General features: G+C 56.9%; 26 protein-coding genes and 1 riboswitch. Of the genes, 16 read left to right on the top strand and 10 right to left on the bottom strand.

What is annotated here, in order from left to right:
- The first annotated feature begins 11 nt into the window (after positions 1–11).
- Both EKN83_RS03220 and hpxK read left to right on the top strand, forming a co-directional pair.
- A complete protein-coding gene (locus EKN83_RS03220) occupies positions 12–1,253 on the top strand; it encodes a pyridoxal-phosphate-dependent aminotransferase family protein (RefSeq protein ID WP_126800321.1) in 1,242 nt (413 codons plus the stop codon).
- Positions 1,220–2,485, top strand: a complete 1,266-nt coding sequence (hpxK, locus tag EKN83_RS03215; protein ID WP_260591123.1) for an allantoate amidohydrolase — start codon at positions 1,220–1,222, stop codon at positions 2,483–2,485. Before EKN83_RS03220 ends, hpxK begins: the two co-directional genes overlap by 34 nt.
- Here hpxK and EKN83_RS03210 read toward each other — a convergent pair.
- Complete coding sequence (locus tag EKN83_RS03210) at positions 2,482–3,597, bottom strand: ABC transporter ATP-binding protein (RefSeq protein WP_025755904.1); 1,116 nt, start codon at positions 3,595–3,597, stop codon at positions 2,482–2,484. The genes hpxK and EKN83_RS03210 overlap by 4 nt on opposite strands.
- Positions 3,598–3,918: 321 nt before the next feature.
- On the opposite strand from EKN83_RS03210, the gene EKN83_RS03205 reads away from it, so the two are divergent.
- From EKN83_RS03205 to EKN83_RS03180, 6 genes are all read left to right on the top strand, one after another.
- A complete protein-coding gene (locus EKN83_RS03205; protein WP_126800319.1) occupies positions 3,919–5,133 on the top strand; it encodes an extracellular solute-binding protein in 1,215 nt (404 codons plus the stop codon).
- A gap of 57 nt (positions 5,134–5,190) precedes the next feature.
- Positions 5,191–6,495, top strand: a complete 1,305-nt coding sequence (locus EKN83_RS03200) for a carbohydrate ABC transporter permease (protein ID WP_045284644.1) — start codon at positions 5,191–5,193, stop codon at positions 6,493–6,495.
- Between the two features lie 11 nt (positions 6,496–6,506).
- Positions 6,507–7,358 carry a sugar ABC transporter permease gene (locus EKN83_RS03195; protein WP_025755901.1) on the top strand — a complete coding sequence of 284 codons (852 nt, stop codon included), beginning with the start codon at positions 6,507–6,509 and terminating at the stop codon, positions 7,356–7,358.
- 2 nt (positions 7,359–7,360) lie between these two features.
- Positions 7,361–8,563, top strand: coding sequence for an arabinogalactan endo-beta-1,4-galactanase (locus EKN83_RS03190; protein ID WP_126800318.1), 1,203 nt, complete (start codon positions 7,361–7,363; stop codon positions 8,561–8,563).
- A 29-nt stretch (positions 8,564–8,592) separates the two neighbouring features.
- Positions 8,593–10,650, top strand: coding sequence for a beta-galactosidase (locus tag EKN83_RS03185; RefSeq protein ID WP_126800317.1), 2,058 nt, complete (start codon positions 8,593–8,595; stop codon positions 10,648–10,650).
- A 143-nt stretch (positions 10,651–10,793) separates the two neighbouring features.
- Complete coding sequence (locus EKN83_RS03180) at positions 10,794–11,036, top strand: PTS transporter subunit EIIB (RefSeq protein WP_013097212.1); 243 nt, start codon at positions 10,794–10,796, stop codon at positions 11,034–11,036.
- A gap of 104 nt (positions 11,037–11,140) precedes the next feature.
- Here the strand turns inward: EKN83_RS03180 and EKN83_RS03175 are convergent, their stop codons facing one another.
- Positions 11,141–12,406, bottom strand: a complete 1,266-nt coding sequence (locus tag EKN83_RS03175) for a maltoporin (RefSeq protein ID WP_025755897.1) — start codon at positions 12,404–12,406, stop codon at positions 11,141–11,143.
- 269 nt (positions 12,407–12,675) lie between these two features.
- On the opposite strand from EKN83_RS03175, the gene EKN83_RS03170 reads away from it, so the two are divergent.
- A complete protein-coding gene (locus EKN83_RS03170) occupies positions 12,676–13,752 on the top strand; it encodes a LacI family DNA-binding transcriptional regulator (RefSeq protein ID WP_025755896.1) in 1,077 nt (358 codons plus the stop codon).
- A gap of 42 nt (positions 13,753–13,794) precedes the next feature.
- On the opposite strand, the gene EKN83_RS03165 is transcribed toward EKN83_RS03170, so the two are convergent.
- Positions 13,795–14,796, bottom strand: a complete 1,002-nt coding sequence (locus EKN83_RS03165; RefSeq protein WP_126800316.1) for a magnesium transporter — start codon at positions 14,794–14,796, stop codon at positions 13,795–13,797.
- A gap of 61 nt (positions 14,797–14,857) precedes the next feature.
- A riboswitch (M-box (ykoK) riboswitch) is annotated at positions 14,858–15,027 on the bottom strand.
- A gap of 283 nt (positions 15,028–15,310) precedes the next feature.
- Between EKN83_RS03165 and EKN83_RS03160 the strand changes: the two genes are divergently transcribed.
- Positions 15,311–15,814 carry a DedA family protein gene (locus tag EKN83_RS03160; protein ID WP_025755894.1) on the top strand — a complete coding sequence of 168 codons (504 nt, stop codon included), beginning with the start codon at positions 15,311–15,313 and terminating at the stop codon, positions 15,812–15,814.
- Position 15,815: 1 nt separating this feature from the next.
- Here the strand turns inward: EKN83_RS03160 and EKN83_RS03155 are convergent, their stop codons facing one another.
- The gene (locus tag EKN83_RS03155) at positions 15,816–16,565 is read right to left on the bottom strand and encodes an SDR family oxidoreductase (RefSeq protein WP_025755893.1); all 750 of its coding nucleotides are present in this window, start codon (positions 16,563–16,565) and stop codon (positions 15,816–15,818) included.
- Positions 16,566–16,665: 100 nt separating this feature from the next.
- Here EKN83_RS03155 and EKN83_RS03150 point away from each other — a divergent pair, with 100 nt between their 5' ends.
- Positions 16,666–17,025 carry a winged helix-turn-helix transcriptional regulator gene (locus tag EKN83_RS03150; protein WP_126800315.1) on the top strand — a complete coding sequence of 120 codons (360 nt, stop codon included), beginning with the start codon at positions 16,666–16,668 and terminating at the stop codon, positions 17,023–17,025.
- A gap of 1 nt (position 17,026) precedes the next feature.
- On the opposite strand, the gene EKN83_RS03145 is transcribed toward EKN83_RS03150, so the two are convergent.
- Both EKN83_RS03145 and EKN83_RS03140 read right to left on the bottom strand, forming a co-directional pair.
- Positions 17,027–17,821, bottom strand: coding sequence for an SDR family NAD(P)-dependent oxidoreductase (locus EKN83_RS03145; protein ID WP_025755891.1), 795 nt, complete (start codon positions 17,819–17,821; stop codon positions 17,027–17,029).
- A gap of 125 nt (positions 17,822–17,946) precedes the next feature.
- Positions 17,947–18,390 (bottom strand): winged helix-turn-helix transcriptional regulator, encoded by a 444-nt coding sequence (locus tag EKN83_RS03140; RefSeq protein WP_025755890.1) that lies wholly within the window; start codon positions 18,388–18,390, stop codon positions 17,947–17,949.
- Positions 18,391–18,542: 152 nt separating this feature from the next.
- Here EKN83_RS03140 and agp point away from each other — a divergent pair, with 152 nt between their 5' ends.
- Positions 18,543–19,784, top strand: a complete 1,242-nt coding sequence (gene agp, locus EKN83_RS03135; protein WP_126800314.1) for a bifunctional glucose-1-phosphatase/inositol phosphatase — start codon at positions 18,543–18,545, stop codon at positions 19,782–19,784.
- Positions 19,785–19,816: 32 nt separating this feature from the next.
- Here the strand turns inward: agp and EKN83_RS03130 are convergent, their stop codons facing one another.
- Both EKN83_RS03130 and wrbA read right to left on the bottom strand, forming a co-directional pair.
- Complete coding sequence (locus EKN83_RS03130) at positions 19,817–20,044, bottom strand: YccJ family protein (RefSeq protein ID WP_045284636.1); 228 nt, start codon at positions 20,042–20,044, stop codon at positions 19,817–19,819.
- Between the two features lie 18 nt (positions 20,045–20,062).
- Positions 20,063–20,659 (bottom strand): NAD(P)H:quinone oxidoreductase, encoded by a 597-nt coding sequence (wrbA, locus tag EKN83_RS03125; protein ID WP_025755888.1) that lies wholly within the window; start codon positions 20,657–20,659, stop codon positions 20,063–20,065.
- A 392-nt stretch (positions 20,660–21,051) separates the two neighbouring features.
- Between wrbA and EKN83_RS03120 the strand changes: the two genes are divergently transcribed.
- The 4 genes from EKN83_RS03120 to EKN83_RS03105 all read left to right on the top strand — a co-directional run bounded on the left by EKN83_RS03120 (position 21,052) and on the right by EKN83_RS03105 (position 23,117).
- Complete coding sequence (locus tag EKN83_RS03120; protein ID WP_013097201.1) at positions 21,052–21,222, top strand: general stress protein; 171 nt, start codon at positions 21,052–21,054, stop codon at positions 21,220–21,222.
- A gap of 118 nt (positions 21,223–21,340) precedes the next feature.
- The gene (locus EKN83_RS03115) at positions 21,341–22,258 is read left to right on the top strand and encodes a DMT family transporter (RefSeq protein WP_025755886.1); all 918 of its coding nucleotides are present in this window, start codon (positions 21,341–21,343) and stop codon (positions 22,256–22,258) included.
- Between the two features lie 61 nt (positions 22,259–22,319).
- Positions 22,320–22,589 carry a DUF1778 domain-containing protein gene (locus EKN83_RS03110; RefSeq protein WP_025755885.1) on the top strand — a complete coding sequence of 90 codons (270 nt, stop codon included), beginning with the start codon at positions 22,320–22,322 and terminating at the stop codon, positions 22,587–22,589.
- A gap of 6 nt (positions 22,590–22,595) precedes the next feature.
- Positions 22,596–23,117: a GNAT family N-acetyltransferase gene (locus tag EKN83_RS03105; RefSeq protein ID WP_126800313.1), complete on the top strand. Its 522-nt coding sequence runs from the start codon at positions 22,596–22,598 to the stop codon at positions 23,115–23,117.
- Positions 23,118–23,284: 167 nt separating this feature from the next.
- Here EKN83_RS03105 and rutG read toward each other — a convergent pair whose 3' ends face one another.
- Together rutG and rutF are read right to left on the bottom strand one after the other, a co-directional pair.
- Positions 23,285–24,607, bottom strand: a complete 1,323-nt coding sequence (rutG, locus tag EKN83_RS03100; protein WP_126800312.1) for a pyrimidine utilization transport protein G — start codon at positions 24,605–24,607, stop codon at positions 23,285–23,287.
- Positions 24,608–24,628: 21 nt separating this feature from the next.
- Complete coding sequence (gene rutF / locus EKN83_RS03095) at positions 24,629–25,123, bottom strand: NADH-dependent FMN reductase RutF (protein ID WP_126800311.1); 495 nt, start codon at positions 25,121–25,123, stop codon at positions 24,629–24,631.
- Between the last annotated feature and the right edge of the window lie 2 nt (positions 25,124–25,125).

Below are 25,125 nucleotides of genomic sequence, written 5' to 3'. Positions count from 1 at the left end.
AGGACTGAACAATGGATATCGCACACTTTCCGCAAATCAATCCGCCGCAGCGCCTGCTGATGGGCCCGGGCCCGATCAACGCCGACCCGCGCGTGCTGCGCGCCATGTCGAGCCAGCTGATTGGCCAGTACGACCCGGCCATGACCCACTACATGAACGAGGTGATGGCGCTTTATCGCGGGGTGTTCCGTACCGAGAACCGCTGGACGATGCTGGTGGACGGCACCTCCCGCGCGGGGATTGAAGCGATTCTGGTCTCCGCCATTCGCCCCGGTGATAAAGTGCTGGTGCCGGTGTTTGGCCGCTTTGGTCACCTGCTGTGCGAAATCGCCCGCCGCTGTCGGGCAGAGGTGCATACCATCGAGGTGCCGTGGGGCGAGGTGTTTACCCCGGACCAGATAGAAGATGCGATTAAACGTATTCGTCCGCGCCTGCTGCTGACCGTGCAGGGCGATACCTCCACCACCATGCTGCAGCCGCTCGCGGCGCTTGGCGAGATCTGCCGCCGTTACGATGTGCTGTTTTATACCGATGCCACGGCATCGCTCGGCGGCAACGCGCTGGAGACCGACGCCTGGGGGCTGGACGCGGTGTCAGCCGGCATGCAGAAGTGTCTCGGCGGCCCGTCGGGCACGTCGCCGATCACCCTGAGCGCGCGGATGGAAGAGGCGATCCGCCGTCGCAAATGCGTTGAGGAGGGCATCCGTACCGACGCCCACCGCGACGGCGACGAGGAGATGATCTACTCCAACTACTTCGATCTCGGCATGGTGATGGACTACTGGGGGCCGGAGCGTCTGAACCACCACACCGAAGCGACCACCGCGCTGTTTGGCGCCCGCGAATGCGCGCGGCTGATCCTGCAGGAAGGGCTGGATAACGGTATCGCGCGTCATAAGCTGCATGGTGACGCTTTGCTGAAGGGCATTCAGGCGATGGGGCTGGAGACCTTCGGCGACCTGAAGCACAAGATGAACAACGTGCTGGGGGTGGTGATCCCGCAGGGGATCAACGGCGACCAGGTGCGTAAGCTGATGCTGGAAGATTTCGGCATCGAAATCGGCACCTCGTTTGGTCCGCTGCACGGCAAGGTGTGGCGCATTGGCACCATGGGCTATAACGCACGCAAAGACTGCGTGATGACTACCCTGAGCGCGCTGGAGTCGGTGCTGAACTACCTGAAGTTCGCGACGACGCAGGGGGCGGCGATGCAGGCCGCGTGGGATCACTATCGCCGCGAGACGCCACTGTGAGCCCGGCAGAACGGGTGATGGCACGTGCCGACGCGCTGGCCGCCATCAGCGAAACCCCGGACGGGCTGACGCGGGTGTATCTCTCCACGCAGCATCTGCAGGCCAACCAGCTTGTTGGAGAGTGGATGCGCCAGGCGGGCATGACCGTCTGGCAGGACAGCGTGGGCAATATCTGCGGTCGCTATGAAGGCCAGCTGGAGGGGGCGCAGGCGGTGCTGCTCGGATCGCATCTGGATACCGTGCGCAACGCCGGGCGCTACGACGGCATGCTCGGGGTACTCACGGCCATCGAAGTGGTGGACAGCCTGCATCAGCAGGGCGAGCACCTGGCCCAGGCGATTGAGATTGTCGGCTTTGGTGACGAAGAGGGAACCCGTTTTGGCATCACTCTGCTGGGCAGCCGTGGTCTGACGGGAACCTGGCCGCAGGGCTGGCTGGAGACGTGCGATGCCGAGGGCATCAGCGTGGCGCAGGCGATGGTGCAGGCAGGACTCGACCCCACCCGCGTGGCGCTGGCGTCGCGCCATCCGCACGATTTCAGCGCCTGTCTGGAGCTGCACATCGAACAGGGGCCGTGTCTGGAGCAGGAGGGGCTGGCGCTGGGCGTGGTGGAAGCCATCAACGGCGCGCGCCGCCTTAACTGCCGCTTCACCGGCGAGGCCGGGCACGCCGGTACCGTGCCGATGGCTCACCGTAAAGATGCCCTGGCCGCCGCCGCCGAATGGATGGTGCTGATTGAAAACACCACCCGGCAAGCCGGCGGCAATCTCGTGGCGACAGTGGGGGCGTTACGCTGTCTGCCCGGTGCGGTTAACGTTATACCCGGCGAGGTCGCGCTCTCGCTGGATATTCGCGGCCCGCAGGATGCCCCGCTGGATGCGCTACTCGCTGAACTGCTGGCGCAGGCGCAGGCCATCGCCGCCCGTCGCGGGTTACGTTTTGGCGCCGAAGAGTTTTACCGGATCGCCGCCACGCCGTGCGATGCGCGTCTGCAGCATCTGCTGGGCGACGCCGTTGAATCGGTGCAGGGGCGTACCGTGTCCCTGCCCAGCGGCGCCGGGCACGACACCATCGCCCTGGCAGAGCGCTGGCCGGTGGGGATGCTGTTTGTGCGCTGCAGGGGCGGCGTCAGCCATCATCCGGCGGAATCGGTGATGGCTGAGGATGTTGCGCTGGCGATTGAGGCGTTTGGGCGGGCGGTGAGAAAGCTGGCTGACGGTGGCGCGCGTTAAGCCACCGAACGCACCGCATCGTCGATATCTGCGCTCACCCGCACATCCTGCTCGTCAAACACCATGCAGTGACGGTCGTCAAACGCCACGTCTATCTTCTGCCAGGGCGCGAACTTCACGTCGCCCGGCAGCAAGATCTTCACGTTGTCATGGCCGTAGCATTGTCCAAACAGGTAAGTGTTGTTCCCCAGCCGTTCCACCACTTCACAGTTAAATTCCAGCGGCGTGCCGCGCTTAACGTCGGTGGTTAAATGTTCCGGACGAATGCCCAGCGTGACCTGACTGCCTGGCTGCAGCGGTGTGGTGGTTATCGCGAGCGTGAGCGACTTCTGCTGTGACAATCTGACGGTGAGCTTGCCCGGCTGCCAGGCTTCGACGGTGGCAGGCAGAAAGTTCATCTTCGGAGAACCGATAAACCCGGCGACAAATTTATTCGCTGGTTTGTAATAGAGATCCATCGGCGCACCCATCTGCTCAACCTTGCCATAGTTCATGACCACGATCTTGTCCGCCAGCGTCATCGCTTCTATCTGGTCATGTGTCACATACACCATGGTGGTTTTCAGCTCCTGGTGCAGTCGGGCGAGGTGCAGGCGCATTTCGACGCGCAGTTCAGCATCCAGGTTTGAGAGGGGTTCATCGAACATAAAGACGCGCGGGTTACGCACGATGGCGCGACCAATCGCCACGCGCTGGCGCTGCCCGCCGGACAGTTGTTTAGGTTTACGGTCCAGCAGGTGTGAGAGCTGCAGCGTTTTTGCCACCATCTCTACCTGATGGCGGATCTGATCTTTCGGGACTTTATTCACCTTCAGACCGTAGCCCATGTTTTCGGCGACGGTCATATGCGGATAGAGCGCGTAAGACTGAAAGACCATTGCCACGCCCCGGTGAGAAGGGGCGACGTCATTCATCACCTCATTACCGATTAAGACTTCACCTTCGCTAATCTCCTCCAGACCCGCAATCATGCGCAGCAGGGTCGATTTACCGCAGCCGGAAGGGCCAACAAAAACGGCAAACTCCCCGTCTTCAATCTCCAGATTCACGTTGTGTAAGGTAACGGTGTCGCCAAAGCGCTTGGTGACATTCCTCAATTGTATGTTCGACATCAGTGTTCCCCGAGTAAATCGCCAGTTATGTTCTACGTATAACAATTGTGTTTAACATGGCTGGACGGTGCAATTTGTCTGTGTTGACTATAACTTCCAGTATTCATGGGCCCTATACAGATATTCCATTAATGTTATGACGATCACACAACTCGCAGTTTTTTGTAGAGTTATCATGATGTGAAGGGTAGCGTATACCAAACCAAAGGCATTTGATGTCATACGTGCAGCATCAGATTTAATGCGTTATTTGATGAGGTGGGTAAGGCGTTTGATGCGATAATAACCATAAAATTGTTATACCTTCACATGAGGTTGAACATGAAAAAGAACATTCTCGCTGCGCTTATCCTCTCTACGCTCGCGATGCAGGTCCACGCCACCACGCAGCTTAACGTCTGGGAAGACATCAAGAAGTCGTCCGGCATAAAGGATGCGGTCGCCGACTTTGAAAAACAGTACGACGTTAAGGTTAACGTGCAGGAAACGCCTTACGCCCAGCAGCTGGAAAAATTGCGCCTGGACGGCCCGGCAGGCATTGGCCCGGACGTGCTGGTTATTCCTAACGATCAGCTGGGCGGTGCCGTGGTGCAAGGGCTGCTGGCCCCTCTGAATCTGGAGGCTAAGCAGACACAACAGTACACCCCGGCCTCAATCAATGCCTTCAGAATGGATAATGCCCTCTACGGCGTGCCGAAAGCGGTCGAGACGCTGGTCCTGATCTACAACAAAGACCTCATCGACAAGCCCCTGAACTCACTGCAGGACTGGTATGACTTTTCGAAACAGCAGCGCGCGAAAAACCAGTACGGCCTGCTCGCCAAGTTCGACCAGATTTACTACAGCTGGGGGGCAATCTCCCCGATGGGCGGCTACATCTTCGGTCAAAACGACAAAGGCGGCTATAACGCCAGCGACGTTGGCCTGAACAAACCGGGTGCAGTAGAGGCCGTAACGTACCTGAAAAAATTCTACGCCGACGGGATCTTCCCTGCCGGGATAGTCGGCGACAACGGTCTGAACGCCATCGACTCTTTGTTTACCGAGAAGAAAGCGGCAGCCGTGATCAATGGGCCGTGGGCATTCCAGCCGTATGAAGCGGCTGGCATCAACTATGGCGTTGCGCCGCTGCCAGTGCTGCCGGACGGCAAGCCTATGAGCTCTTTCCTTGGGGTGAAAGGCTACGTGGTCTCCACGTGGAGCAAAGACAAAGCGCTGGCGCAGAAATTTATCGAATTTATTAACCAGCCGCAGTACGTCAAAACCCGCTACGTTGCCACGCGCGAGATCCCGCCGCTGACGGCGATGATCGACGATCCGATTATCAAGAACGATGAAAAAGCGAGTGCCGTCGCGGTACAGGCCGCGCGAGCCTCCGCCATGCCGGGTATTCCGGAGATGGGCGAAGTGTGGGGGCCAGCCAACGCCGCGCTGGAGCTGAGCCTGACCGGCAAACAGGATCCTAAAGCCGCGCTGGATAGCGCAGAGAAACAGGTCCAGATGCAAATCGAAGCCATGCAGGCCAGCAATCAGTAATGTTCTGACGTCGCCGAACGGGAGGCTTCTCTCCCGTTTTTTTGAAAGGAGTTGTCTGTGAGTATCATCCCGGAAAATTTTGCCAGACCGCACGGGGCCGGGCGTCATGCCTGGACTGGCCTGCTGCTGGCGGTTATCCCTGGCTTCGGTCAGTTCTACCATCGCCAGTGGCTTAAAGGGGGCATCTTCCTGGTGCTGCTGGCCAGTTTTATCGGCGTATTTGCCGATTTTCTGCGCGAGGGGCTGTGGGGGCTGGTGACGCTGGGCGAGGAGGTGCCGCGGGACAACTCCATCTTCCTGCTGGCTGAAGGGATCATCAGCGTATTGATTGGCGCGTTTGGCATCGTGGTGTATGCCCTGTCGATGCGGGATGCGTGGGTCAATGGCCGTAAACGTGATGAAGGCTTACGGCTGAACAGCGTGCGCAAGCAGTATCAGATGCTGCTGAGTGACGGCTTCCCGTATCTGATGATCACCCCTGGCTTTATCCTGCTGGTGTTTGTGGTGGTCTTCCCGATACTGTTCGGCTTTGCCATTGCGTTTACCAACTACAACCTGTACCACACGCCGCCGGCTAAGCTTGTAGACTGGGTCGGGTTTAAGAACTTTATCAATATCTTCACGCTCTCCATCTGGCGTTCGACCTTCTTCGACGTGCTGCAGTGGACGGTGGTCTGGACCCTGCTCGCCACTACGCTGCAATGTTCGGTAGGCGTGCTGCTGGCCATCCTGGTCAACCAGAAGGATCTTCGCTTTAAGCCGCTGATCCGCACCATTTTCATTCTGCCGTGGGCGGTACCGGGTTTTGTCACCATTCTGGTGTTTGCCGGGATGTTCAACGACTCCTTTGGGGTGATCAACAACGCCATACTGGCCTTCTTCGGCATTGCGCCAAAAGCGTGGATGACCGATCCGTTCTGGACCAAAACGGCGCTGATTATGATGCAGACCTGGCTCGGCTTCCCGTTTGTTTTCGCCATGACCACCGGCGTGCTGCAGGCCATTCCGGACGATCTCTACGAAGCGGCGACCATGGACGGTGCCAGCAGCGCGACGAAGCTGCGCACCATCACGCTGCCGCTGGTGCTGTACTCGATTGCGCCGATTCTGATCACCCAGTACACCTTCAACTTCAATAACTTCAACATCATCTATCTGTTCAATAACGGCGGACCGGCGGTGGTGGGGTCGAATGCGGGTGGGACGGATATCCTGGTGTCGTGGATCTACAAACTGACGATGTCCTCTTCGCAATACGCGATTGCGGCGACCATCACTATCCTGCTGTCGATCTTTGTCGTCGGGCTGGCGCTGTGGCAGTTCCGCGCCACGAAATCGTTCAAAAATGACGACATGGCGTAAGGAACGTAACAATGGCTCAATCACAAAGTATTAAACGTGAGAAGTGGGTACGCCTCTCGCTCTCCTGGCTGGTTATCGCACTGGTCTCGACAATCATCATTTACCCGCTGGTGTGGACGGTCGGCGCGTCGTTTAACGCGGGGAACAGCCTGCTGAGCTCGTCGATTATTCCCGAGAACGTCTCGGTGCAGCATTATGCCGACCTGTTCAATGGCCAGGTGAACTACATGACCTGGTACTGGAACTCGATGAAAATCAGCTTTCTGACCATGGTGCTGACCTTAATCAGCGTCAGCTTTACCGCCTACGCGTTTTCGCGCTTTCGCTTTAAAGGACGCCAGAACGGGCTGATGCTGTTCCTGCTGCTGCAGATGATCCCGCAGTTCTCGGCGCTGATTGCCATCTTCGTGCTGTCGCAGTTGCTGGGTCTTATCAACAGCCATCTGGCGCTGGTGCTGATCTACGTAGGCGGCATGATCCCGATGAACACTTATCTGATGAAAGGCTACCTCGATGCCATCCCGAAAGATCTGGATGAATCCGCGCGCATGGACGGGGCCAGCAACTTCCGGATTTTTATCGAGATCATCATGCCGCTTTCGAAGCCGATTGTGGCGGTGGTGGCGCTGTTCTCCTTCACCGGGCCGCTGGGAGATTTCATCCTCTCAAGCACCATTTTGCGCACCCCGGACAAATACACCTTACCCATTGGGCTTTATAACCTGGTGGCACAAAAAATGGGTGCCAGCTACACCACCTACGCGGCAGGCGCGGTGTTGATTGCCGTACCGGTGGCGATCCTCTACCTGGCGTTACAAAAATACTTCGTCTCCGGCCTGACCTCCGGGAGTACCAAAGGATGATCATGAAAAGACTCAAACCCGCTTTGCTCGCCGTTTGCCTCTCATGTGGCCTTGCCGCGAGTGCGTTTGCTGCCGACGCGGTAAAAACGCGTCCCTTTAACGCCATGCCGGCGGATTTTATTAAGGGGGCGGATATTTCGACCCTGCTGGAAGCAGAACAACACGGCGCGAAATTCTATAACCAGAACGGCCAGCAGCAGGACGCGATTGCTATCCTCAAAGCCAACGGCGTAAACACCGTGCGCCTGCGCCTGTGGGTTGACCCGCAGGATGCGGATGGCAATACCTACGGCGGCGGCAGTAACAACCTGGAAAACACGATTGCGCTGGCGAAGCGCGTGAAGGCGCAGGGGCTGAAGCTGCTGCTCGACTTCCACTACAGCGATTTCTGGACCGATCCGGGCAAACAGTTTAAGCCAAAAGCCTGGGAGAAGATGGACTACCCGCAGCTTAAAACGGCGATCCATGACTACACCCGCGACACCATTGCCCGCTTTAAGAAAGAGGGCGTCCTGCCGGACATGGTGCAGATCGGTAACGAAATCAACGGCGGCATGCTGTGGCCGGAAGGCAAAAGCTGGGGGCAGGGCGGCGGCGAATTTGACCGCCTGGCCGGGCTGCTTACTGCCGCCATTGGCGGGCTAAAGGAGAACCTGACCGACGGCGAGCAGGTGAAAGTCATGCTGCATCTGGCCGAAGGCACCAAAAATGACACCTTCCGCTGGTGGTTTGATGAAATCACCAGGCGCAACGTGCCGTTCGATATCATCGGCCTGTCGATGTACACCTACTGGAACGGCCCGATAAGCGCGCTGAAAGCCAATATGGATGACATCAGCAAGCGCTATAACAAAGATGTGATTGTGGTGGAAGCGGCCTACGGCTATACGCTCGACAACTGCGATAACGCCGAAAACAGTTTCCAGGCGAAAGAAGAAAAAGACGGCGGCTATCCGGGCACCGTTCAGGGTCAGTACGATTATATTCACGATTTAATGCAGGCCGTTATTGATGTTCCGGACCAGCGCGGCAAAGGCATCTTTTATTGGGAGCCGACCTGGATTGCCGTCCCGGGCACCACGTGGGCGACCAAAGCCGGCATGAAATATATCCATGACGAATGGAAAGAGGGGAATGCCCGTGAGAATCAGGCATTATTTGATTGCCAGGGAAAAGTGCTGCCATCAATAACGGTATTTAAATAATTTTTATCTCCATTCAGGACGTTTTCAATATGAATAAATTTGCGCCTTTAAGCCCAAAGGTCGCGGCGTTATTGCATGGCGCCGACTATAACCCGGAGCAGTGGGAGAATTATCCCGGTATTATTGAGCAAGATATCGCCATGATGCAGCAGGCGAAATGTAATGTCATGTCGGTGGGCATATTTAGCTGGGCGAAGCTGGAGCCGCGTGAAGGGGAATATGATTTTGCGTGGCTGGATAATATTATTGAAAAACTCTATGCGGCAGGTATTCATATTTTCCTGGCGACGCCAAGCGGCGCGCGTCCGGCGTGGATGTCGCAAAAATACCCTGAGGTGCTGCGCGTCGGGCGCAACCGCGTGCCCGCGCTGCATGGAGGCCGTCATAACCACTGCATGTCATCCCCGGTCTACCGCGCGAAAACGCTCAAAATAAACGGCCTGCTGGCGGAGCGTTATTCCCACCATCCGGCGGTGCTGGGCTGGCATATCTCCAATGAGTACGGCGGTGAATGCCACTGTGATCTGTGCCAGGCGCGATTCCGCGACTGGCTGAAAGCGCGTTACAAAACCCTCGACGCGCTGAACCACGCGTGGTGGAGCACCTTCTGGAGCCATACCTATACCGACTGGTCGCAGATTGCGTCCCCCGCGCCGCAGGGAGAAGTGTCGATTCACGGCCTGAACCTCGACTGGCGTCGCTTCAATACCGCGCAGGTGACCGATTTCTGCCGCCATGAAGTGGCCCCGCTAAAAGCCGCGAATGCCGAACTGCCGGTGACCACCAACTTTATGGAGTATTTCTACGACTACGACTACTGGCAGCTTGCGAAGGCGATCGACTTTATCTCCTGGGACAGCTACCCGATGTGGCACCGGGAGAAAGACGAAACGGCGCTTGCCTGCTACACCGCCATGTATCATGACATGATGCGCAGCCTGAAGGGCGGTAAGCCCTTCGTGCTGATGGAGTCAACGCCGAGCACCACCAACTGGCAGCCGACCAGCAAGCTGAAAAAGCCGGGGATGCATATTCTCTCGTCAATGCAGGCGGTGGCGCACGGGGCGGATTCAGTGCAGTACTTCCAGTGGCGTAAAAGCCGCGGGTCGGTGGAAAAATTCCACGGCGCGGTTATCGACCACGTGGGCCATCTGGATACCCGCGTCGGGCGTGAAGTGACGCGCCTGGGCGAGATGCTGGCCCGCCTGTCAGGTGTGGTCGGCTGCCGTACCGAGGCCCGGGTGGCGATCGTCTTCGACCAGCAAAACCGCTGGGCGCTGGACGATGCCGAAGGTCCGCGCAATATGGGAATGGAGTACGAAAAAACCGTCAACGAGCACTATCGTCCGTTCTGGGAAAAAGGCATCGCGGTGGATGTCATTGACGCTGACGGCGATCTGAGCCAGTACGCGCTGGTGATAGCCCCCATGCTTTACATGGTACGCGAAGGATTTGCCGGGCGGGCAGAAGCCTTTGTGGCTAATGGCGGACATCTGGTGACGACCTACTGGACCGGCGTGGTGGATGAGACCGATCTCTGTCATCTGGGCGGTTTCCCCGGGCCGCTGCGCAAGCTGCTGGGCATCTGGGCAGAAGAGATCGACTGCCTGGGCGAGGGGGAGCGCAATCTGGTTCAGGGGCTGGCGGGCAACGCGGCAGGCCTGCAGGGGCCGTATCAGGTGCGGCATTTATGCGAGCTGATCCACGCGGAGTCCGCACAGGTGCTGGCGACCTACCGTGATGATTTCTACGCCGGTCGCCCTGCGGTCACGGTCAACCGCGTCGGTAAAGGCAAGGCGTGGCACGTCGCTTCGCGCAACGATCTGCCGTTCCAGCGCGATTTCTTCGCCGGGATTATCAACGAGCTGGCGCTGCCGCGCGCCATCGAGAGTGAACTCCCGCCGGGCGTGGTTGCCACGGCGCGCACGGACGGCGAAACCCGCTGGGTGTTTGTGCAGAACTACACGGCACAGCAGCAGTACATCACGCTGCCGCAAGGGTATACCGACTGCATGACAGACGCCGCCGCTGCGGGCGATACCGTGCTGCTGCCGTGGGACTGTCGGGTGCTCAGGCGTAAAGCGTAGTGCGGTTTTATTGCCGGGTGGCGCTGCGCTAACCCGGCCTACCCAACCTGTAGGCCCGTGCAAGCGCAGCGCCGCCGGGCAAAAAGGCAAAGAGCCTGCTCCACGAGCAGGCATTTTTTTATCTGCATAGAATGAGGCGTATTATGGACAGTCAAATTACCCAGCGTTTAATTCCCGCGTTTGGCGGTGACGATAATATCGAACACGTCGAAGCCTGCATTACCCGCCTGCGCGTGACGGTTAAAGATTTAAATAAGGTTGACTCTGAGGCGTTACAGAATGAAGGGGCGCTGGGCGTAATTATTATCGGTCAGCAGGTGCACGCTATCTTTGGCAGGCAGTCTGATGCCTTACGTCAGTTATTAGATGAACACTTTAATCAGTAAATATAAAAAAGGGATAGCCAAAGTAATGGCTATCCCTGAGCAGAGATATATGCTGCAATTAGCTGGAGATACAATAACGATTAACGCATTTTAAAAATGAAGGTTTACCACCAGGCTTCGACCTGCACCCCAAAGTTCCAGGTATTATTCGCGGTACCGTCCTCGAAGGATTTCCCTTTTTCGGAATCATTCAGGTAAGACGCAAACACACGCAGTTCCGGACGCGACATAAAGTCAGGGCCATCGGCCAGGCCGAGGGCAAGGGTGTATTTCTCGCCGCTCTGCTTGTAGTCAGACCCGTCGGTATAAGTGTCTTTCTGGTAGAAACCACCCACTTCGCCAATCAGGCGGACATACTCGGTAAACTGGTACTGCGCGCGGCCGACAAGGGAAATCAGGCGCGATTTATCGGTATATTGCGTCGTGTCGTCCGCCGAACCCCAGGTCAACACGTGGTTGAAGGAGAGCTTGTCGGTGATGGGAATTAAGCCGGTATTGATCACGCGGTAGCCGCTGGCATCGTTCACATCGTTCCACATGTCGTACCAGCCGCCCCCCTGGGACACCATGTTCTGCGCCAGGCCTTTGTTGGCATACTGCAACACCAGCTTGTTGTATCCTCCCAGCATGTCCTGGCTGATCTCGCCGGTTACCATCACGCCGTTGTCGGCCTCGTACAGCCCGCCGTACTCTTTCTGTTTGTTGGTCGGGTTTGGCATGGCGTAGTCGATGCCGACTTCGGTCCAGGCGCCTGCCCACGGTTTCCAGCCCGCATAGCGCAGATCGATATAGTTGATGTTCACGTCGTTATCACCGTCAACGCGGTAGTCCACGTCGTTGGCATCGCCGCGGATCCACGCCACGGAGACCGCGCCAGGGCCGAGCGTATAGTTCTCAATACCTGCGCCGGATCCCGAGATATTCCAGTATTTGGTGTCGATGATGTGCAGGTCATGGCGCTGGTAATAGCGCTTCCCACCCCAGATCACCGCGTTGGGATCGCCCGGAATCAGCCCCTTGATCTGCAGGTTCAACTGACGCAGGCCAAACTGAGCATCGTCGCCAAAGGTGGTTTCGTTATCGTTAGAACCGTCAGACACCATGCTCACCATGCTGTCGAGATAAAAGCTTACGTCGTTCTTTTTATAAACCTCAGAGCCCAGTTCCAGCTCGCCGTAGGTATCGGCTTCGTTACCCAGACGGCCAATTTTATTCTTCTGCCACTCCTCCATCCCACCATCCCGTGAGACGCCCACGCCGGAGCGAAGATAGCCATGGAAATCAATCGGTACCGAAGACGCGGCAAACAGCGATGGAGACGCTAACGCGGCAGCCAGCGCAACGGATACAGAGCGGATCGTCGTGTTCATTGTTACCCTCTTATTGTTTTGTAATACGTTCACAAATTCGCTGTCATAAAATGCCTAAACCTTTTGTCTGGCAATTGCATGATCATAAATGTGTGATTAAGTGCAAATAAAATAGACAATTTTGTATCAGGTGATGAGATTTGTCGCAGGTTGTGTCATTGTGAGCGTCATACTTTTTGATGGTGTTGTGCCAGTGAAAAGAGGGCGGTAAGCGTTTTTTTCCAGCGCCCCTGTTACAATCAGCGCATAACAACATAAGGAACCGGACCATGAAGTCGAAAAGCGCAACGTTAGAGGACGTGGCACGCCATGCGGGCGTCTCCTATCAGACCGTGTCCAGGGTACTGAATAAATCTGCCAATGTATCCGACGCCACGCGTAGCAAGGTGGAGAAATCCATAGAGTTATTACGGTATGTGCCCAACCGCCTGGCTCAGCAGCTGGTCGGCAAACAGACCCAGACTGTCGGACTGGTGACGATTTCGCTCGCATTGCATGCCCCTTCCCAGGTGGCTGCGGCGGTAAAACGCTATGCGAATGTGGAAGGTTATCAGGTCCTGATTTCCATGATTGATGAGAACGTCAACCACAGTATTCAGGATTCTATCAACGAGCTGAAGTCCCAGCGGGTGAGCAAGGTGATCATTAACGTGCCGCTGGAGGCCGAAGAGGCACAGAAAATCGCGACTGACAACGATGATATTGTCTGTCTGTTCCTGGATGTCGACCCGTACAGTTCCGTGTTTAACGTTTCGTTTAACCCGGCGGACGGTACCCGCGCCAGCGTTAAATATCTTTACGAACTGGGCCATCGCGACATCGCCCTGCTGGCCGGGCCAGAGTCCTCTGTGTCGGCACAGTTGAGGCTAAAAAGCTGGATCGAAACCCTGAAAGGCTACGGCCTGGAGCCCGCCTCGGTGATCCGCGGCAACTGGGATGCGCAGAGCGGGTATGCCGGTGCGCTGCAGATGCTGCGTGAAACGCCGCAGTTTTCCGCCGTGCTGGTGGGCAACGACCAGATGGCGCTGGGTGTACTGAGTGCCTTCCACCAGCAGCAGATTTCCATTCCGGGCGAGAAGTCGGTGATTGGCTATGATGACACTTACGAAAGCTCGTTCTTCTACCCGGCGCTGACCACGGTCTCACTGGATTTAGATCTGCAGGGAAAAGAGGCGGTGCGCCGCATTCTGGACAGCGGCGAAGATAATGCGTTGCGTATGTCCTCGATTTTGCCTGCCCGTCTGGTGGTGCGACAGTCTACCGGGCCGAAAGGAGAGAAGGGGAAAAACCTCCAGGCGCTGGCCCAGCAGTTGCGTGAGATTGCGCATCAACTGGGTGATGTGTAGCACAGTGAGCACCGCAATCACGGGAAAGCGGTGCTCGCAAGATCACTCCAGCCCCAGGGTATATTGCGCGATTTTGAAGTAAATAATCAGCCCGGTACCGTCGATAAGCGTCGCGATAAACGGTGCGGAGACAACCGCCGGGTCAATGCCGCAGCGCTTGAGCACCATCGGGATCACGGACGAGACGATGGCGCTCCACAGCGTAATGCACACCAGCGTCAGGCTGACGATAAGCGTGATTTCCAGCCCAATTCCCATCATCCAGGCCCGGATGCACCCGGCAAGGCCCAGCGTGGCGGCAATCATCAGCGAGGTGCTCATCTCTTTGCGCAGCACGCGTCCGACATCGCGCAGGTGCACCTCTCCCAGCGCCATGGCGCGCACCAGCGTGGAGGTGATCTGCGTTCCGCTGTTGCCACCTGTGCCAATCAGCAGCGGGATAAAGAACGCCAGCGCAATGGCGGACTCCAGCGCCTCTTCGAAATGCTGAATGACCGAGCTGGTGTAGGCTTCGGCGACAAACAGCAGCAGCAGCCAGACGGAGCGTTTTTTCCACAGCTTAAAAGCGCTGGTTTCCAGATAGGGCTTCTCCAGCGGCAGCGTCGCCCCCTGAAGCTGGGCATCTTCGGTAACGTCATCTTCCAGCAGATGGGCGATTTCCCGTTCGGTCAGGCAGCCGACGAGCTTCCCGTGGGTGACCACGGGCACGACATCCGCGTCGCCGTGGGCCAGCAGTCCGGCCACGTCGGCACGTTCATCCTCCGGTTTGACCTGTAAAAATTGCGAAATCATCAGCGATTTCACCGGCTGTACCGTATCGGAAGTCTGCAGCAACTGGCGCACGGCAATCATTCCCGCCAGGCGGCCATGGTCTTCAATGAAAATATGCGACGGAATATCATCGTCTTTTAATTTTTCGAAGAATTGCTCGCGCGCCAGCGCCACGCATAATGAAATATCGAGGACGATAAAATCGGTATTCATATACTGCGCGATGGCGCTGTCATTGAATGTCGGGTTCTGGTTGTGAATAGCGTAAGACATAATGAATTCCCTTTGAATAATAAAAATCTCTCAGGGGCGAGCAAGACAGGGCATGTCGAAGAGGAGATCCCCACGTCCTGGGTTCAGCACTGTACACCGTATCCCGCAAGGGAAGTTATACTGACAAAGCCTTGATTCGACAGTGCCTGTTTTACCCTGTGCCGGTTCTCTCGAACCCACCAGAGCGATAACGTGTATTTGTACAGGAGCCTCGCCATAACGAGATCGTTGTATACCCGTCATACTTCAAGTTGCAGGTGCGTTGGCTGCACTCACTCACCCCAGTCACGTACTTGTGTACGCTCCCGGGGATTCGTTCCCTTGCCGCCTTCCTGCAACTCGAATTATTTAGGGTATAAAACGAGAGGGATAATACGCTTAATTAATTTTGCCGCTCAGAAATTTAAAAAATGTTTAAGAACGGTTTAGACGAATCTTATTAATAAGACGTTGAGGGTTTATTTAAGTGAATTCATTTTAAATGAAGAATGATATTTACATCGGGGGAGGGTAAATGACGTGGCTTGATACTTTGCTGAATCACTTTGCGCTCTATCCGGCACATCTTTTCGCGCTGTTATTTATGATGGCGCTGAGTAAATCAACGGTGCTGATCTCCTCTGTGCTGCCGCCTGCCTCGGTGATGCTGTTGACCGGCATTACCGTGAGTCAGGCGAGCATGCATCCGGCGCTGGCGTGGCTGGCCGTGGTGATGGGGGCAACGGTGGGTTCAGTGCTGAACTTCCATATCGGCCAGCTGATGGGGCACACGCGATGGATAACCCGCCTCACCGCAAAACACGCCGGTAAATTTTTGCGGGTGCAACATCAGCTGCAGAAAAACGGCGTGCTGGTGCTGTTCAGCGCGCGCTTCCTGGCGGTACTGCGCTATATCGTACCGCTGGCGGCAGGCATGCTCAGGCTTAACGTGGTCAAGGTTTACGCGGTGAGCCTGCTCTCTGCCGCCGTCTGGGCGGCGCTGTATGTCGGCATTGTCACCGGCATCAGCGCCTTCTGAGTTACAAACTTCCCATCCCACCGTCGACCAGCAGCTCCGTGCCTACCGTATAGCTGGACTCGTCGGAGGCCAGATAGAGCGCGGCTTTTGCCAGCTCCGTCGTGGAGCCCATTCTGCCCAGCGGCACCAGCTTGATGATCTCCGCCATCATCGCGTTAAGCGCTTCTTCGCTTAAGCCCGTTTTGTTAAAGGCCGGGGTCTCCACCGGACCGGGGCTCAGGCCGTTGACGCGGATCCCGCGCGGCAGCAGTTCCGCCGACAACGTGCGTGCCAGCGACAGCAGGGCAGCCTTGCTCGCGGCATACACGCTGCTGGTGGGCAGGCCGATGCGCGCGCTTACGGAGCCGCACAGGATCACGGAGGAGGGATTATTCAGCAGCGGCAGCAGTGCCTGAATTAAAAAGAACGGTCCCTTCAGGTTGATGCCCATCAGACGATCCCAGGCCTCTTCCTGCCACGCTTCCAGCGGCGCGTGCGTCACATCACCGGCGTTGAGAAAGACCGCATCCAGGCGTGGCCAGCGGGCGGCAAGGGTCTCCGCCAGCGCTTTTTGCGAAGCAATATCTCCCGCATCGGTCGGGATCACCCAGGCGTTTTCGCCCAGAATGCGCTCTGCTTCGGCGAGCGTGTCGGGATTGCGTCCGGTGACGGCGACGTGTGCGCCTTCGGCGATAAACGCCTGCGCGGTAGCAAGACCGATGCCGCTGGTGCCGCCGGTAATCAGCGTATACTTATCGGTTAAACGACCCATATTCTTCTCCTGAAATGTCTCTGGAGAAACCACTATAGAAACGTTAGTATCGAAAGGAAACCAGGTACCAAATGGATACTAAAGAGGCAAGAGGTGTGCAATGGCAGAAAGGCTGGACGTGTGCTGCGAAAAAAAATCTGAGGTGTATACCTGCCCGATGACGCAGTTTGTCAACCTGATTTCCGGGAAATGGGCGATCCCCATTCTCTATCGCCTGATTGTGTTCAATACGCCCGTTCGCTTTGGCGATCTGCTGCGGGCGGCTGCCCCGATTACGCAAAAAGAGCTGACGAAGCAGCTTCGCCTGTTCGAGCAGCGCGGGCTGGTGACGCGTACGGTCTACCCTGAGATCCCGCCGCGGGTGGAGTACCAAATTACCGCGCTCGGGCTTACTCTGCAAAATGCTCTCTCGCCGCTGGCCGCCTGGATGACTGAGTACGGCGACCAGCTGGAGCGTTAGGCTACTGTTTTACGTAGCGCGGGGCAGGAATACCGGTGCGCGCGCTGTTAAACAATTCCAGACGCGCCGTTTCGTAGCGATCCCACAGGCCAGCGTCATGCATCGGTGGGATGGTGATCAGTTCACCCTGATCCAGACCCGCCAGTGACGCATCCACCATATCTTCCGTGGTCATTACTGACCCTTCCGGCAGATCGTTAACCGTGACGCCGGAATGGCTCCAGATCTCCGTCGCCGTGGCGGCAGGCAACACCGCCTGAATGCGCAGGTTGCTGTCGGCAAACTCTTCCTGCAGCCCGCGGGTAAAGCTGAGCACCCACGCCTTGGTGGCGCTGTAGAGCGCGCTGCCCGCCCGCACGTGCAGGGCCAGCACGGACGCGATGTTGACAAGCGTGCCGCGGTTATTCTGTGCCAGGCGCGGCAGAATGGCATACGTTAAGCGCATTAGCGCCGTGGTGTTCAGGGTGTTAATGGCCTGATGCCGGGCCACATCACCCGCGAGGAACGGGGCCATCTGTGCGGTGCCCGCGTTGTTAATCAGCGTATCGATGGCGGTGTTGCTGCGCAGCGTCTCTTCCACGGCGCGGATCCCGGCTTCCTCCGTGAGATCGGCCACCAGAACCTCGACCGCAACGTCATAGCGTTCGCGCAGTTCACTGGCCAGCGCCTGCAGTCGTTCCTCACGCCGGGCGACCAGCACCAGATTAAGGCCGCGAGCGGCAAGGCGATCGGCATAGACAGCACCAATTCCGGAAGAGGCACCTGTTACCAGGGCGGTAGAGCGTGGCGTAGTCATCGTGTGTTACCTCAAAGCAAAGTGGGTTATTTGGTTTCAACATGAAACTTAATCCACTCTCTGCTATTTGGTTTTATAATGCAACCAAATTGGTGGGCATTTTGTGCTTTTGCTGGCGGGAGCGATCAGGAGGGGAGTTTGGCCACAATCTGCTCAGGGGTCAGTTCGCGACCGTCGTCGGCGATAAGCGCCAGTTTTCGCAGGGGTTTGCGCTTTTCGCTATCGACAAGGACCGTGCCGCATTCGTGTTCAGCAAATAAATATTCATTGCCCCACTGTGACAGGGCAACCAGCACCGTCTGCAGGGCGCGTCCCTTCTCGGTCAGGACATACTCCTGCCAGGCGCTGCCGTCGGAGGCGGGCTGAAGCCGAAGGATACCTTCGTCAACCAACAGTTTAAGCCGCGTGGTCAGCATGTTTTTCGCAATTCCGAGGCTTTTCTGAAACTCGCCAAAGCGTGTAACCCCGCGGAGGGCGTCGCGAACAATCAGCAGTGACCACCAGTCACCGATGATATCCAGCGAACGGGCGACGGGGCAGGTGCTCTCTTCAAGACGGGTACGTTTCACAGCACATTCTCCGGTGGGGTATGGTTTTATTATAAAACTAATCCACGCTCACCGTAAGCGTGTTAATCATCAGTTTGAGAAATGCTTCCCGGAAAATTGTCACGGTTCTGTCACACTGAACGCGACATTTTAAAACGAGTGAGGAATTAGGGATGAGAAAAGCACTACTCGCGCTGGCAGCCGCCGGTTCCATTTCAGCAACGTTTGGCGTGCAGGCGCAAGAGACGCCGGAAGGGTATCAGCTGGAGCAAGTTTTAATCATGAGTCGTCATAACCTGCGCGCTCCGCTTGCCAACAACGGCAGCGTGCTGGAGCAGTCGACGCCAAAGCAGTGGCCTGAGTGGGAAGTGCCGGGCGGTCAACTCACCACCAAAGGCGGCGTGCTGGAAGTCTATATGGGTCATTATATGCGCGAGTGGCTGGCACAGCAGGGGATGATCAAGACCGGCGAGTGTCCACCAGCGGATGCGGTGTATGCCTATGCCAACAGCCTGCAGCGTACCGTCGCCACCGCGCAGTTCTTTATCACCGGCGCCTTCCCGGGCTGTGATGTGCCTGTTCATCACCAGGAAAAAATGGGCACCATGGACCCGACCTTTAACCCGGTGATTACCGATAACTCCCCTGAATTCCGTGACAAAGCGCTGAAGGCGATGGAGGCCGAGCGGCAGAAAATGCAGCTTGCGGAAAGCTACAAGCTGCTGGAGCAGATGACGAACTACGCTGAGTCGCCGTCGTGCAAAGAGAAAAAGGTCTGCTCGCTGGCGGATGCGAAAGATACCTTCAGCGCTGATTACGAAAAAGAGCCAGGCGTTTCCGGGCCGCTGAAGGTGGGTAACTCGCTGGTTGACGCATTTACGCTGCAGTATTACGAAGGTTTCCCGGCAGACCAGGTGGCCTGGGGAGAGATCAAAACCGACCAGCAGTGGCGCGTACTGTCGAAGCTGAAAAACGGTTATCAGGACTCGCTGTTTACCTCTACCGAGGTGGCGCAAAACGTCGCCAAACCGCTGGTGAAATACATCGATAAAACCCTGGTCACCGAACAGGCGAAAGCGCCGAAAATTACCCTGCTGGTGGGGCATGATTCAAACATCGCTTCCCTGCTCACGGCGCTGGATTTTAAACCGTACCAGCTGCACGACCAGCAGGAACGCACCCCGATTGGCGGCAAAATTGTCTTCCAGCGCTGGCATGACAAAAACAGCAACCAGGAATTGATGAAAATTGAGTATGTCTATCAGAGCTCAGAGCAACTGCGTAACGCCAGCGTGCTGTCGCTGCAATCTCCGGCGCAGCGCGTGACGCTTGAGCTTAAGGGCTGTCCGGTCGATGTGAACGGCTTCTGTCCTGTCGACAAATTCAATGCGGTGATGAACAACGCGGCAAAATAGAGGATAACCCCCCGCATGGCGGGGGGAAACGTTCAGACGTTTTTACGTTCGATGGTTTGCTCACCCCAGAAGAGCGAGTCTTTGTCCGTTTTTTCGAAGGCGCGCACCAGCACTTCATCGTTGCCTTCTTCCCAAATCTGCTCTGCCAGTTTTTCGTCATACTTCGCGATTTCAAAAATGGCTTCGGCGATCTCCGGCGAGGTGTTGCGTAAACTTGCCCATTCACCCACGTGGTGAGCTTTTGATTCTTGCGTTGGCATGCTTGTCCTCCTGTTGGGTTAGCCGTTCAGTTTTTTGGCGAGACCCGCGACGTATTCACCCTGATAACGGGCGATAGCGAGCTCTTCATTGCTCGGCTGTCGGGAGCCATCGCCGCCGGCAATGGTGGTTGCGCCGTACGGCGTACCGCCACGTACCTGAGAAATATCAAATAACTCCTGTGCCCCGTAGCCAATCGGCACAATCACCATCCCGTGATGAGCAAGGGTAGTCCAGGTTGAGGTAATCGTCTGTTCCTGGCCGCCGCCGGTCCCGGTGGAGCTGAAGACGCTGGCGAGCTTGCCGTATAACGCGCCTGATGCCCACAGGCCGCCCGTCTGATCGAGGAAGGTACGCATCTGGCCGGACATATTGCCAAAGCGGGTCGGGGTGCCAAAGATGATGGCATCGTAATCAGCCAGTTCCTGCGGGGTGGCCACCGGGGCATTTTGTGTTTTACCCCCGGCTTTTGCGAATGCTTCTGCCTGCATGGTTTCCGGTACGCGTTTCACCACAACCTCAACGCCGTCCACCTTGTTTGCACCCTCTGCTACCGCGTGAGCCATGGTTTCAATGTGTCCATACATGGAATAATAGAGCACCAGAACTTTTGCCATTTTGCATCACTCCTCGTTTGTTTTCTCTGACAGCGGATCGCTGCGCTCTTTTAAAGATATGTCATCACAGCCAGACTGCAAAAATGAACGCCATTTATTTGATTTATAACAATATGGGTCTAAAAATGGCGTTGTAGCAAAATGATACAACTTTCCCGCTGCCGATTTTTAAAATGATAAGAAAGGCTTATGGATTACCGCCGCGTCATCTCACCCGAAAGACTGAGATCATGTTGCAGGATATTACCTTCGGCTTGCCGGATAACCTCATTCCACTAAGCTTAGTTTCACGCGGCACAGATAAAGGCGTTGTCCTTGAGCCGCGAGGTGAAAGAATCCTCTTTTACTGAATGCAATATGATGTCTAATGTTTCACACTCTGGAGGTTAGAGATGGCAAACCATCGTGGTGGTTCAGGTAATTTCGCAGAAGACCGTGAAAGAGCATCAGAAGCAGGCCGTAAAGGTGGCCAGCATAGCGGGGGGAATTTTAAAAATGACCCTCAGCGCGCATCTGAGGCTGGCAAAAAAGGGGGTAAAAACAGCCATGGCGGCAATAAGTAAGTCGCCGGGTTGATCTCCCTGCCGCCGGGGCTTCCCGGCGGTTTTTTTATTTCTGCAACATTGAACTGTAACCAAAGGCAACGCACACTAGGGAATTGTTCTTCATTGCGAGTGCCGCATGTCTGTCTCACGTTTCAAGTTTTCCGTTAAACCGCAGGAAGCCATCCTTATTCTCATCACCATGTTCTGGGGCGGGACGTTTCTGGCCGTCCAGTACGCGGTGACCCTTAGCGATCCCTTCTTTTTTGTTGGCCTGCGCTTTGCGACGGCGGCGATTGCCGTGGGGCTCTGCTCGCTAAACACGCTGCGGGGTCTGACGCTGAAAGAGCTTAAGGCGGGCGTGGCGATTGGGGTGGCGATAGCGATGGGCTATAGCCTGCAGACGTGGGGATTGCAGACCATCTCCAGCAGTAAATCCGCCTTTATTACCGCCATGTATGTGCCGCTGGTGCCGCTACTGCAGTGGCTGTGCCTTGGGCGACTGCCGGGGCTGATGTCCTGCATCGGGATCGTGCTGGCGTTTATTGGCCTTATTCTGCTCGCCGGGCCGGAAAACAACCTGCTGGCGCTGGGGACGGGGGAGATCATTACCCTGATCGGGGCGATTGCGATTGCGGCGGAAATTATTCTGATTAGCGCCTGGGCGGGGAAGGTCGACGTCAAGCGCGTGACGGTAGTGCAGCTTGCCACCGCGTCGCTGGTGGCATTTGCGACAATGGTGCCGGCAGGGGAGTCGGTACCGCCAATGTCCACCGGGCTGGTCGTGGTGGCGCTGGGGCTGGGCATTTTCAGCGCCATTATTCAGGTGACCATGAACTGGGCGCAGCGCAGCGTGTCGCCGACCCGGGCGACGGTGATCTATACCGGGGAGCCGGTCTGGGCAGGGATTTTTGGGCGGCTTGCGGGCGAGCGTTTGCCGCTGCTGGCCCTGGTGGGCGCAGCGTTTATCGTCGCCGGTGTGCTGGTGAGTGAATTAAAGCTAAAAAAACGTCGCCGTGAGGTGAGCGATGTGACGGCTGAAGAAGGTTTAGATTGAAAAAAAGGACGGATGTCTCTACGATATGTACGGATAAACACCGTACACGATAAAGTCAATTATGCCAGCACTTAAAAAACAGCGTATCGATCTTCGCCTGACGGACGAAGACAAAACAATGATTGAAGAGGCGGCGGCGATGACGAACCAAACGATCACCCAGTTTATGGTGAACAGTGCGTCTGAACGTGCTGCAGAGGTCATCGAACAGCATCGGCGTCTCGTCTTAAACGAAACATCATGGAATGCCGTGATGAACGCCATCGACAATCCGCCAGAGCCAAATGAACGCCTGAAGCGAGCGGCAAAACGTCTTCGAAACATGGAGTGAAGCGTCGTGGAAAATCTCACGATCGAAATGTTTTCAGAGGGAGAAGAGTATGATTTCAGGAATTTCGATTGTGGTGAACCCTCGCTAAATTCCTTCCTGGCAGACCATCTGGTGCGTCAGCACACTGGACGTATTTTACGCGGCTATCTGCTTAAAGATCGCGACCATCCTCGTGTCCTGGGCTATTACACGCTGTCCGGAAGTTGCTTTGAAAAAGCGATTCTTCCTTCTAAGACTCAGCAGCGTCGGATCCCTTATATCAACGTACCGAGCGTGACGCTGGGGCGTCTGGCTGTCCATAAAGACCTGCAGGGACGTGAGTGGGGAACAACACTCGTCACGCATGCTATGCGCGTGGTTTACCTGGCATCCCAGGCGGTAGGCGTACATGGACTCTTTGTCGATGCGATTAACGAACAGGCTAAACGGTTTTATCTGAAGCTGGGCTTTATCCCTCTGACGGGTGAAAACAGTCATTCGCTTTTTTATCCCACCAAATCTATCGAACGCCTGCTTGAAGAAGAGTAGGCCTGCGTCCTGAAAGTATGAGGGGGGCGTTTTTTGCCCCCCCCCCCTCACCCCGCCCCTCTCCCCGGAGGGGAGAGGGAGAAATGCAGACCTGTGCTGGTCTTACAGACAGCACCAGCCAGTCCCCTCGCCCCTTCGGGGAGAGGGTTAGGGTGAGGGGAGACGTATCACGAATCCTGATGCACCACCTCACCCTGCGGCGCGGCTGCTTCCCGCCGGCTCAGCAGGGCGTTAAGCAGGATTGCACCAAAGGTCGCCGTACCAATCCCGCCAATTGTGAATCCGCCCAGCGTCAGGGCGAAATCCCCCGCGCCCAGCACCAGCGTGACGGCCACCATAATCAGGTTGCTGTTCTGACTGAGATCGACGCGATGCTGCACCCAGATGCGTGCTCCCGCCACGGCGATCAGCCCGAAGACCACAATCGATGCTCCGCCAATAACCGGTGACGGAATGGTGTGGATCAGCGCGCCGAATTTCGGTGAGAAGCCAAGCAGTATCGCCATCACTGCCGCCGCCACGAACACCAGCGTCGAGTAGACTTTGGTCACCGCCATCACGCCGATATTTTCGGCATAGGTGGTGACGCCGCTGCCGCCCACGGAACCGGAGAGCAGGGTTGCCAGTCCGTCGCCGACGAACGCACGGCCCATATACGGATCCATACTGCGTCCGGTCATGCCCGCCACGGCCTTCAGATGACCCAGGTTCTCCGCCACCAGGATCACCGCCACGGGGGCGATAAGCATCATCGCCTGGCTGTTGAAGGTTGGTGATGTGATATGCGGCAGACCGAACCAGGCTGCCTGATGGAGCAACGTGAAGTCGACAGGCTTGCCAAGACCAAAGACATTTGCCAGCAGAGCGTAGAAAAGACAGGCCACAATCAGCCCGACCAATATCAGCAGGCGCTGGACCATACCGCGGGTAAATACCGCCACCAGGCCAATACACAGCACGGTGATCACCGCCATCCAGCTTTCAAACGGCGAGGCGGAGACGCTCCTGACCGCAATCGGCGCGAGGTTCAGGCCGATCGCCATCACCACTGCACCGGTCACGACGGGGGGCATCATGCGTTCGATCCAGCGCGTGCCGATCTTCATCACCACCAGACCAATCAGGGTGTACACCAGACCACAGGCGATGATGCCCCCGAGGGCCACGCTCAGGTTAGGGTTGATCCCCTGGCCGTTAAACCCAGTGGTGGCGATGACCACCCCCACAAAGGCGGCGCTGGAACCCAGATAGCTGGGCACGCGCCCGCCGGTGACAAAAAAGAACAGCAGCGTACCGATTCCCGACATCAGAATCGATAGGTTGGGATCCAGCCCCATCAGCATCGGCATCAGCACCGTGGCGCCAAACATGGCAACCGCGTGCTGCACGCCCATCACCAGGGTTTGCCCGAGCGGGAGCCGTTCATCCGGCGCGACCACGCCGGCGTCTGTGGAGGTCGATTTCAACTGCCAGTGGGGAAATCCGAACATGGTCTGTCTCCTTAAAGCGCCTCAGCAGGCGGATCGCATCAGCGCGTGGTAACCGCGGTCAAACCACACCAGCCCTTGCGGCGCCGGATGGCGGATAATCGAAACGATGTCGCAGAACAGAATGTCATGGGTGCCGACGCTCACCACCTGGCTGATGCGGCAGTCAAAAGAGGCCAGCGCATCCTCCAGCCGCGGGCAGCCCGTGTCGCCCCTCTGCCAGCGGGCAGCGGCAAAGCGCTGCTCCATCGGCGTTTTGCCGCCAAACAGGTTGGATAACGGCTCCTGCCCGGCGCTCAGGGTATTCACGCACAGGGTGCGGTTTTCGCTAAACGTGGGCCAGACGGACGCGCCGCGGTTCAGGCACACCAGCAGGGTGGGCGGTGAATCCGTGACGCTGCACACCGCGCTGGCGGTGAAGCCTGCTCTTCCCGCCGGGCCGTCAGTGGTGATGATATTGACCGCCGCGCCAACGCAGGCCATGGCGTCGCGAAAGGTCTGTTTATCCGGTGCTGTCATGT

The sequence above is a fragment of the Enterobacter sp. WCHEn090032 genome, assembly GCF_003986875.1.
In the GTDB taxonomy this organism is placed as follows: domain Bacteria; phylum Pseudomonadota; class Gammaproteobacteria; order Enterobacterales; family Enterobacteriaceae; genus Enterobacter; species Enterobacter sichuanensis.
The sequence above is the reverse complement of the archived record's forward strand: the minus strand, read 5'-3'. Positions and strand labels throughout refer to the sequence as shown.

What these genes read in the sequence shown, in the direction of transcription:
- EKN83_RS03165 (WP_126800316.1), bottom strand. Translation starts at nt 14,796, where the DNA reads ATGTCTTACGCTATTCACAACCAGAACCCGACATTCAATGACAGCGCC.
- EKN83_RS03220 (WP_126800321.1), top strand. Translation starts at nt 12, where the DNA reads ATGGATATCGCACACTTTCCGCAAATCAATCCGCCGCAGCGCCTGCTG.
- EKN83_RS03155 (WP_025755893.1), bottom strand. Translation starts at nt 16,565, where the DNA reads ATGGGTCGTTTAACCGATAAGTATACGCTGATTACCGGCGGCACCAGC.
- EKN83_RS03185 (WP_126800317.1), top strand. Translation starts at nt 8,593, where the DNA reads ATGAATAAATTTGCGCCTTTAAGCCCAAAGGTCGCGGCGTTATTGCAT.
- EKN83_RS03210 (WP_025755904.1), bottom strand. Translation starts at nt 3,597, where the DNA reads ATGTCGAACATACAATTGAGGAATGTCACCAAGCGCTTTGGCGACACC.
- EKN83_RS03130 (WP_045284636.1), bottom strand. Translation starts at nt 20,044, where the DNA reads ATGCCAACGCAAGAATCAAAAGCTCACCACGTGGGTGAATGGGCAAGT.
- EKN83_RS03110 (WP_025755885.1), top strand. Translation starts at nt 22,320, where the DNA reads ATGCCAGCACTTAAAAAACAGCGTATCGATCTTCGCCTGACGGACGAA.
- EKN83_RS03180 (WP_013097212.1), top strand. Translation starts at nt 10,794, where the DNA reads ATGGACAGTCAAATTACCCAGCGTTTAATTCCCGCGTTTGGCGGTGAC.
- EKN83_RS03190 (WP_126800318.1), top strand. Translation starts at nt 7,361, where the DNA reads ATGAAAAGACTCAAACCCGCTTTGCTCGCCGTTTGCCTCTCATGTGGC.
- EKN83_RS03115 (WP_025755886.1), top strand. Translation starts at nt 21,341, where the DNA reads ATGTCTGTCTCACGTTTCAAGTTTTCCGTTAAACCGCAGGAAGCCATC.
- EKN83_RS03205 (WP_126800319.1), top strand. Translation starts at nt 3,919, where the DNA reads ATGAAAAAGAACATTCTCGCTGCGCTTATCCTCTCTACGCTCGCGATG.
- EKN83_RS03145 (WP_025755891.1), bottom strand. Translation starts at nt 17,821, where the DNA reads ATGACTACGCCACGCTCTACCGCCCTGGTAACAGGTGCCTCTTCCGGA.
- agp (WP_126800314.1), top strand. Translation starts at nt 18,543, where the DNA reads ATGAGAAAAGCACTACTCGCGCTGGCAGCCGCCGGTTCCATTTCAGCA.
- EKN83_RS03175 (WP_025755897.1), bottom strand. Translation starts at nt 12,406, where the DNA reads ATGAACACGACGATCCGCTCTGTATCCGTTGCGCTGGCTGCCGCGTTA.
- EKN83_RS03160 (WP_025755894.1), top strand. Translation starts at nt 15,311, where the DNA reads ATGACGTGGCTTGATACTTTGCTGAATCACTTTGCGCTCTATCCGGCA.
- wrbA (WP_025755888.1), bottom strand. Translation starts at nt 20,659, where the DNA reads ATGGCAAAAGTTCTGGTGCTCTATTATTCCATGTATGGACACATTGAA.
- rutG (WP_126800312.1), bottom strand. Translation starts at nt 24,607, where the DNA reads ATGTTCGGATTTCCCCACTGGCAGTTGAAATCGACCTCCACAGACGCC.
- EKN83_RS03150 (WP_126800315.1), top strand. Translation starts at nt 16,666, where the DNA reads ATGGCAGAAAGGCTGGACGTGTGCTGCGAAAAAAAATCTGAGGTGTAT.
- EKN83_RS03170 (WP_025755896.1), top strand. Translation starts at nt 12,676, where the DNA reads ATGAAGTCGAAAAGCGCAACGTTAGAGGACGTGGCACGCCATGCGGGC.
- EKN83_RS03195 (WP_025755901.1), top strand. Translation starts at nt 6,507, where the DNA reads ATGGCTCAATCACAAAGTATTAAACGTGAGAAGTGGGTACGCCTCTCG.
- EKN83_RS03120 (WP_013097201.1), top strand. Translation starts at nt 21,052, where the DNA reads ATGGCAAACCATCGTGGTGGTTCAGGTAATTTCGCAGAAGACCGTGAA.
- rutF (WP_126800311.1), bottom strand. Translation starts at nt 25,123, where the DNA reads ATGACAGCACCGGATAAACAGACCTTTCGCGACGCCATGGCCTGCGTT.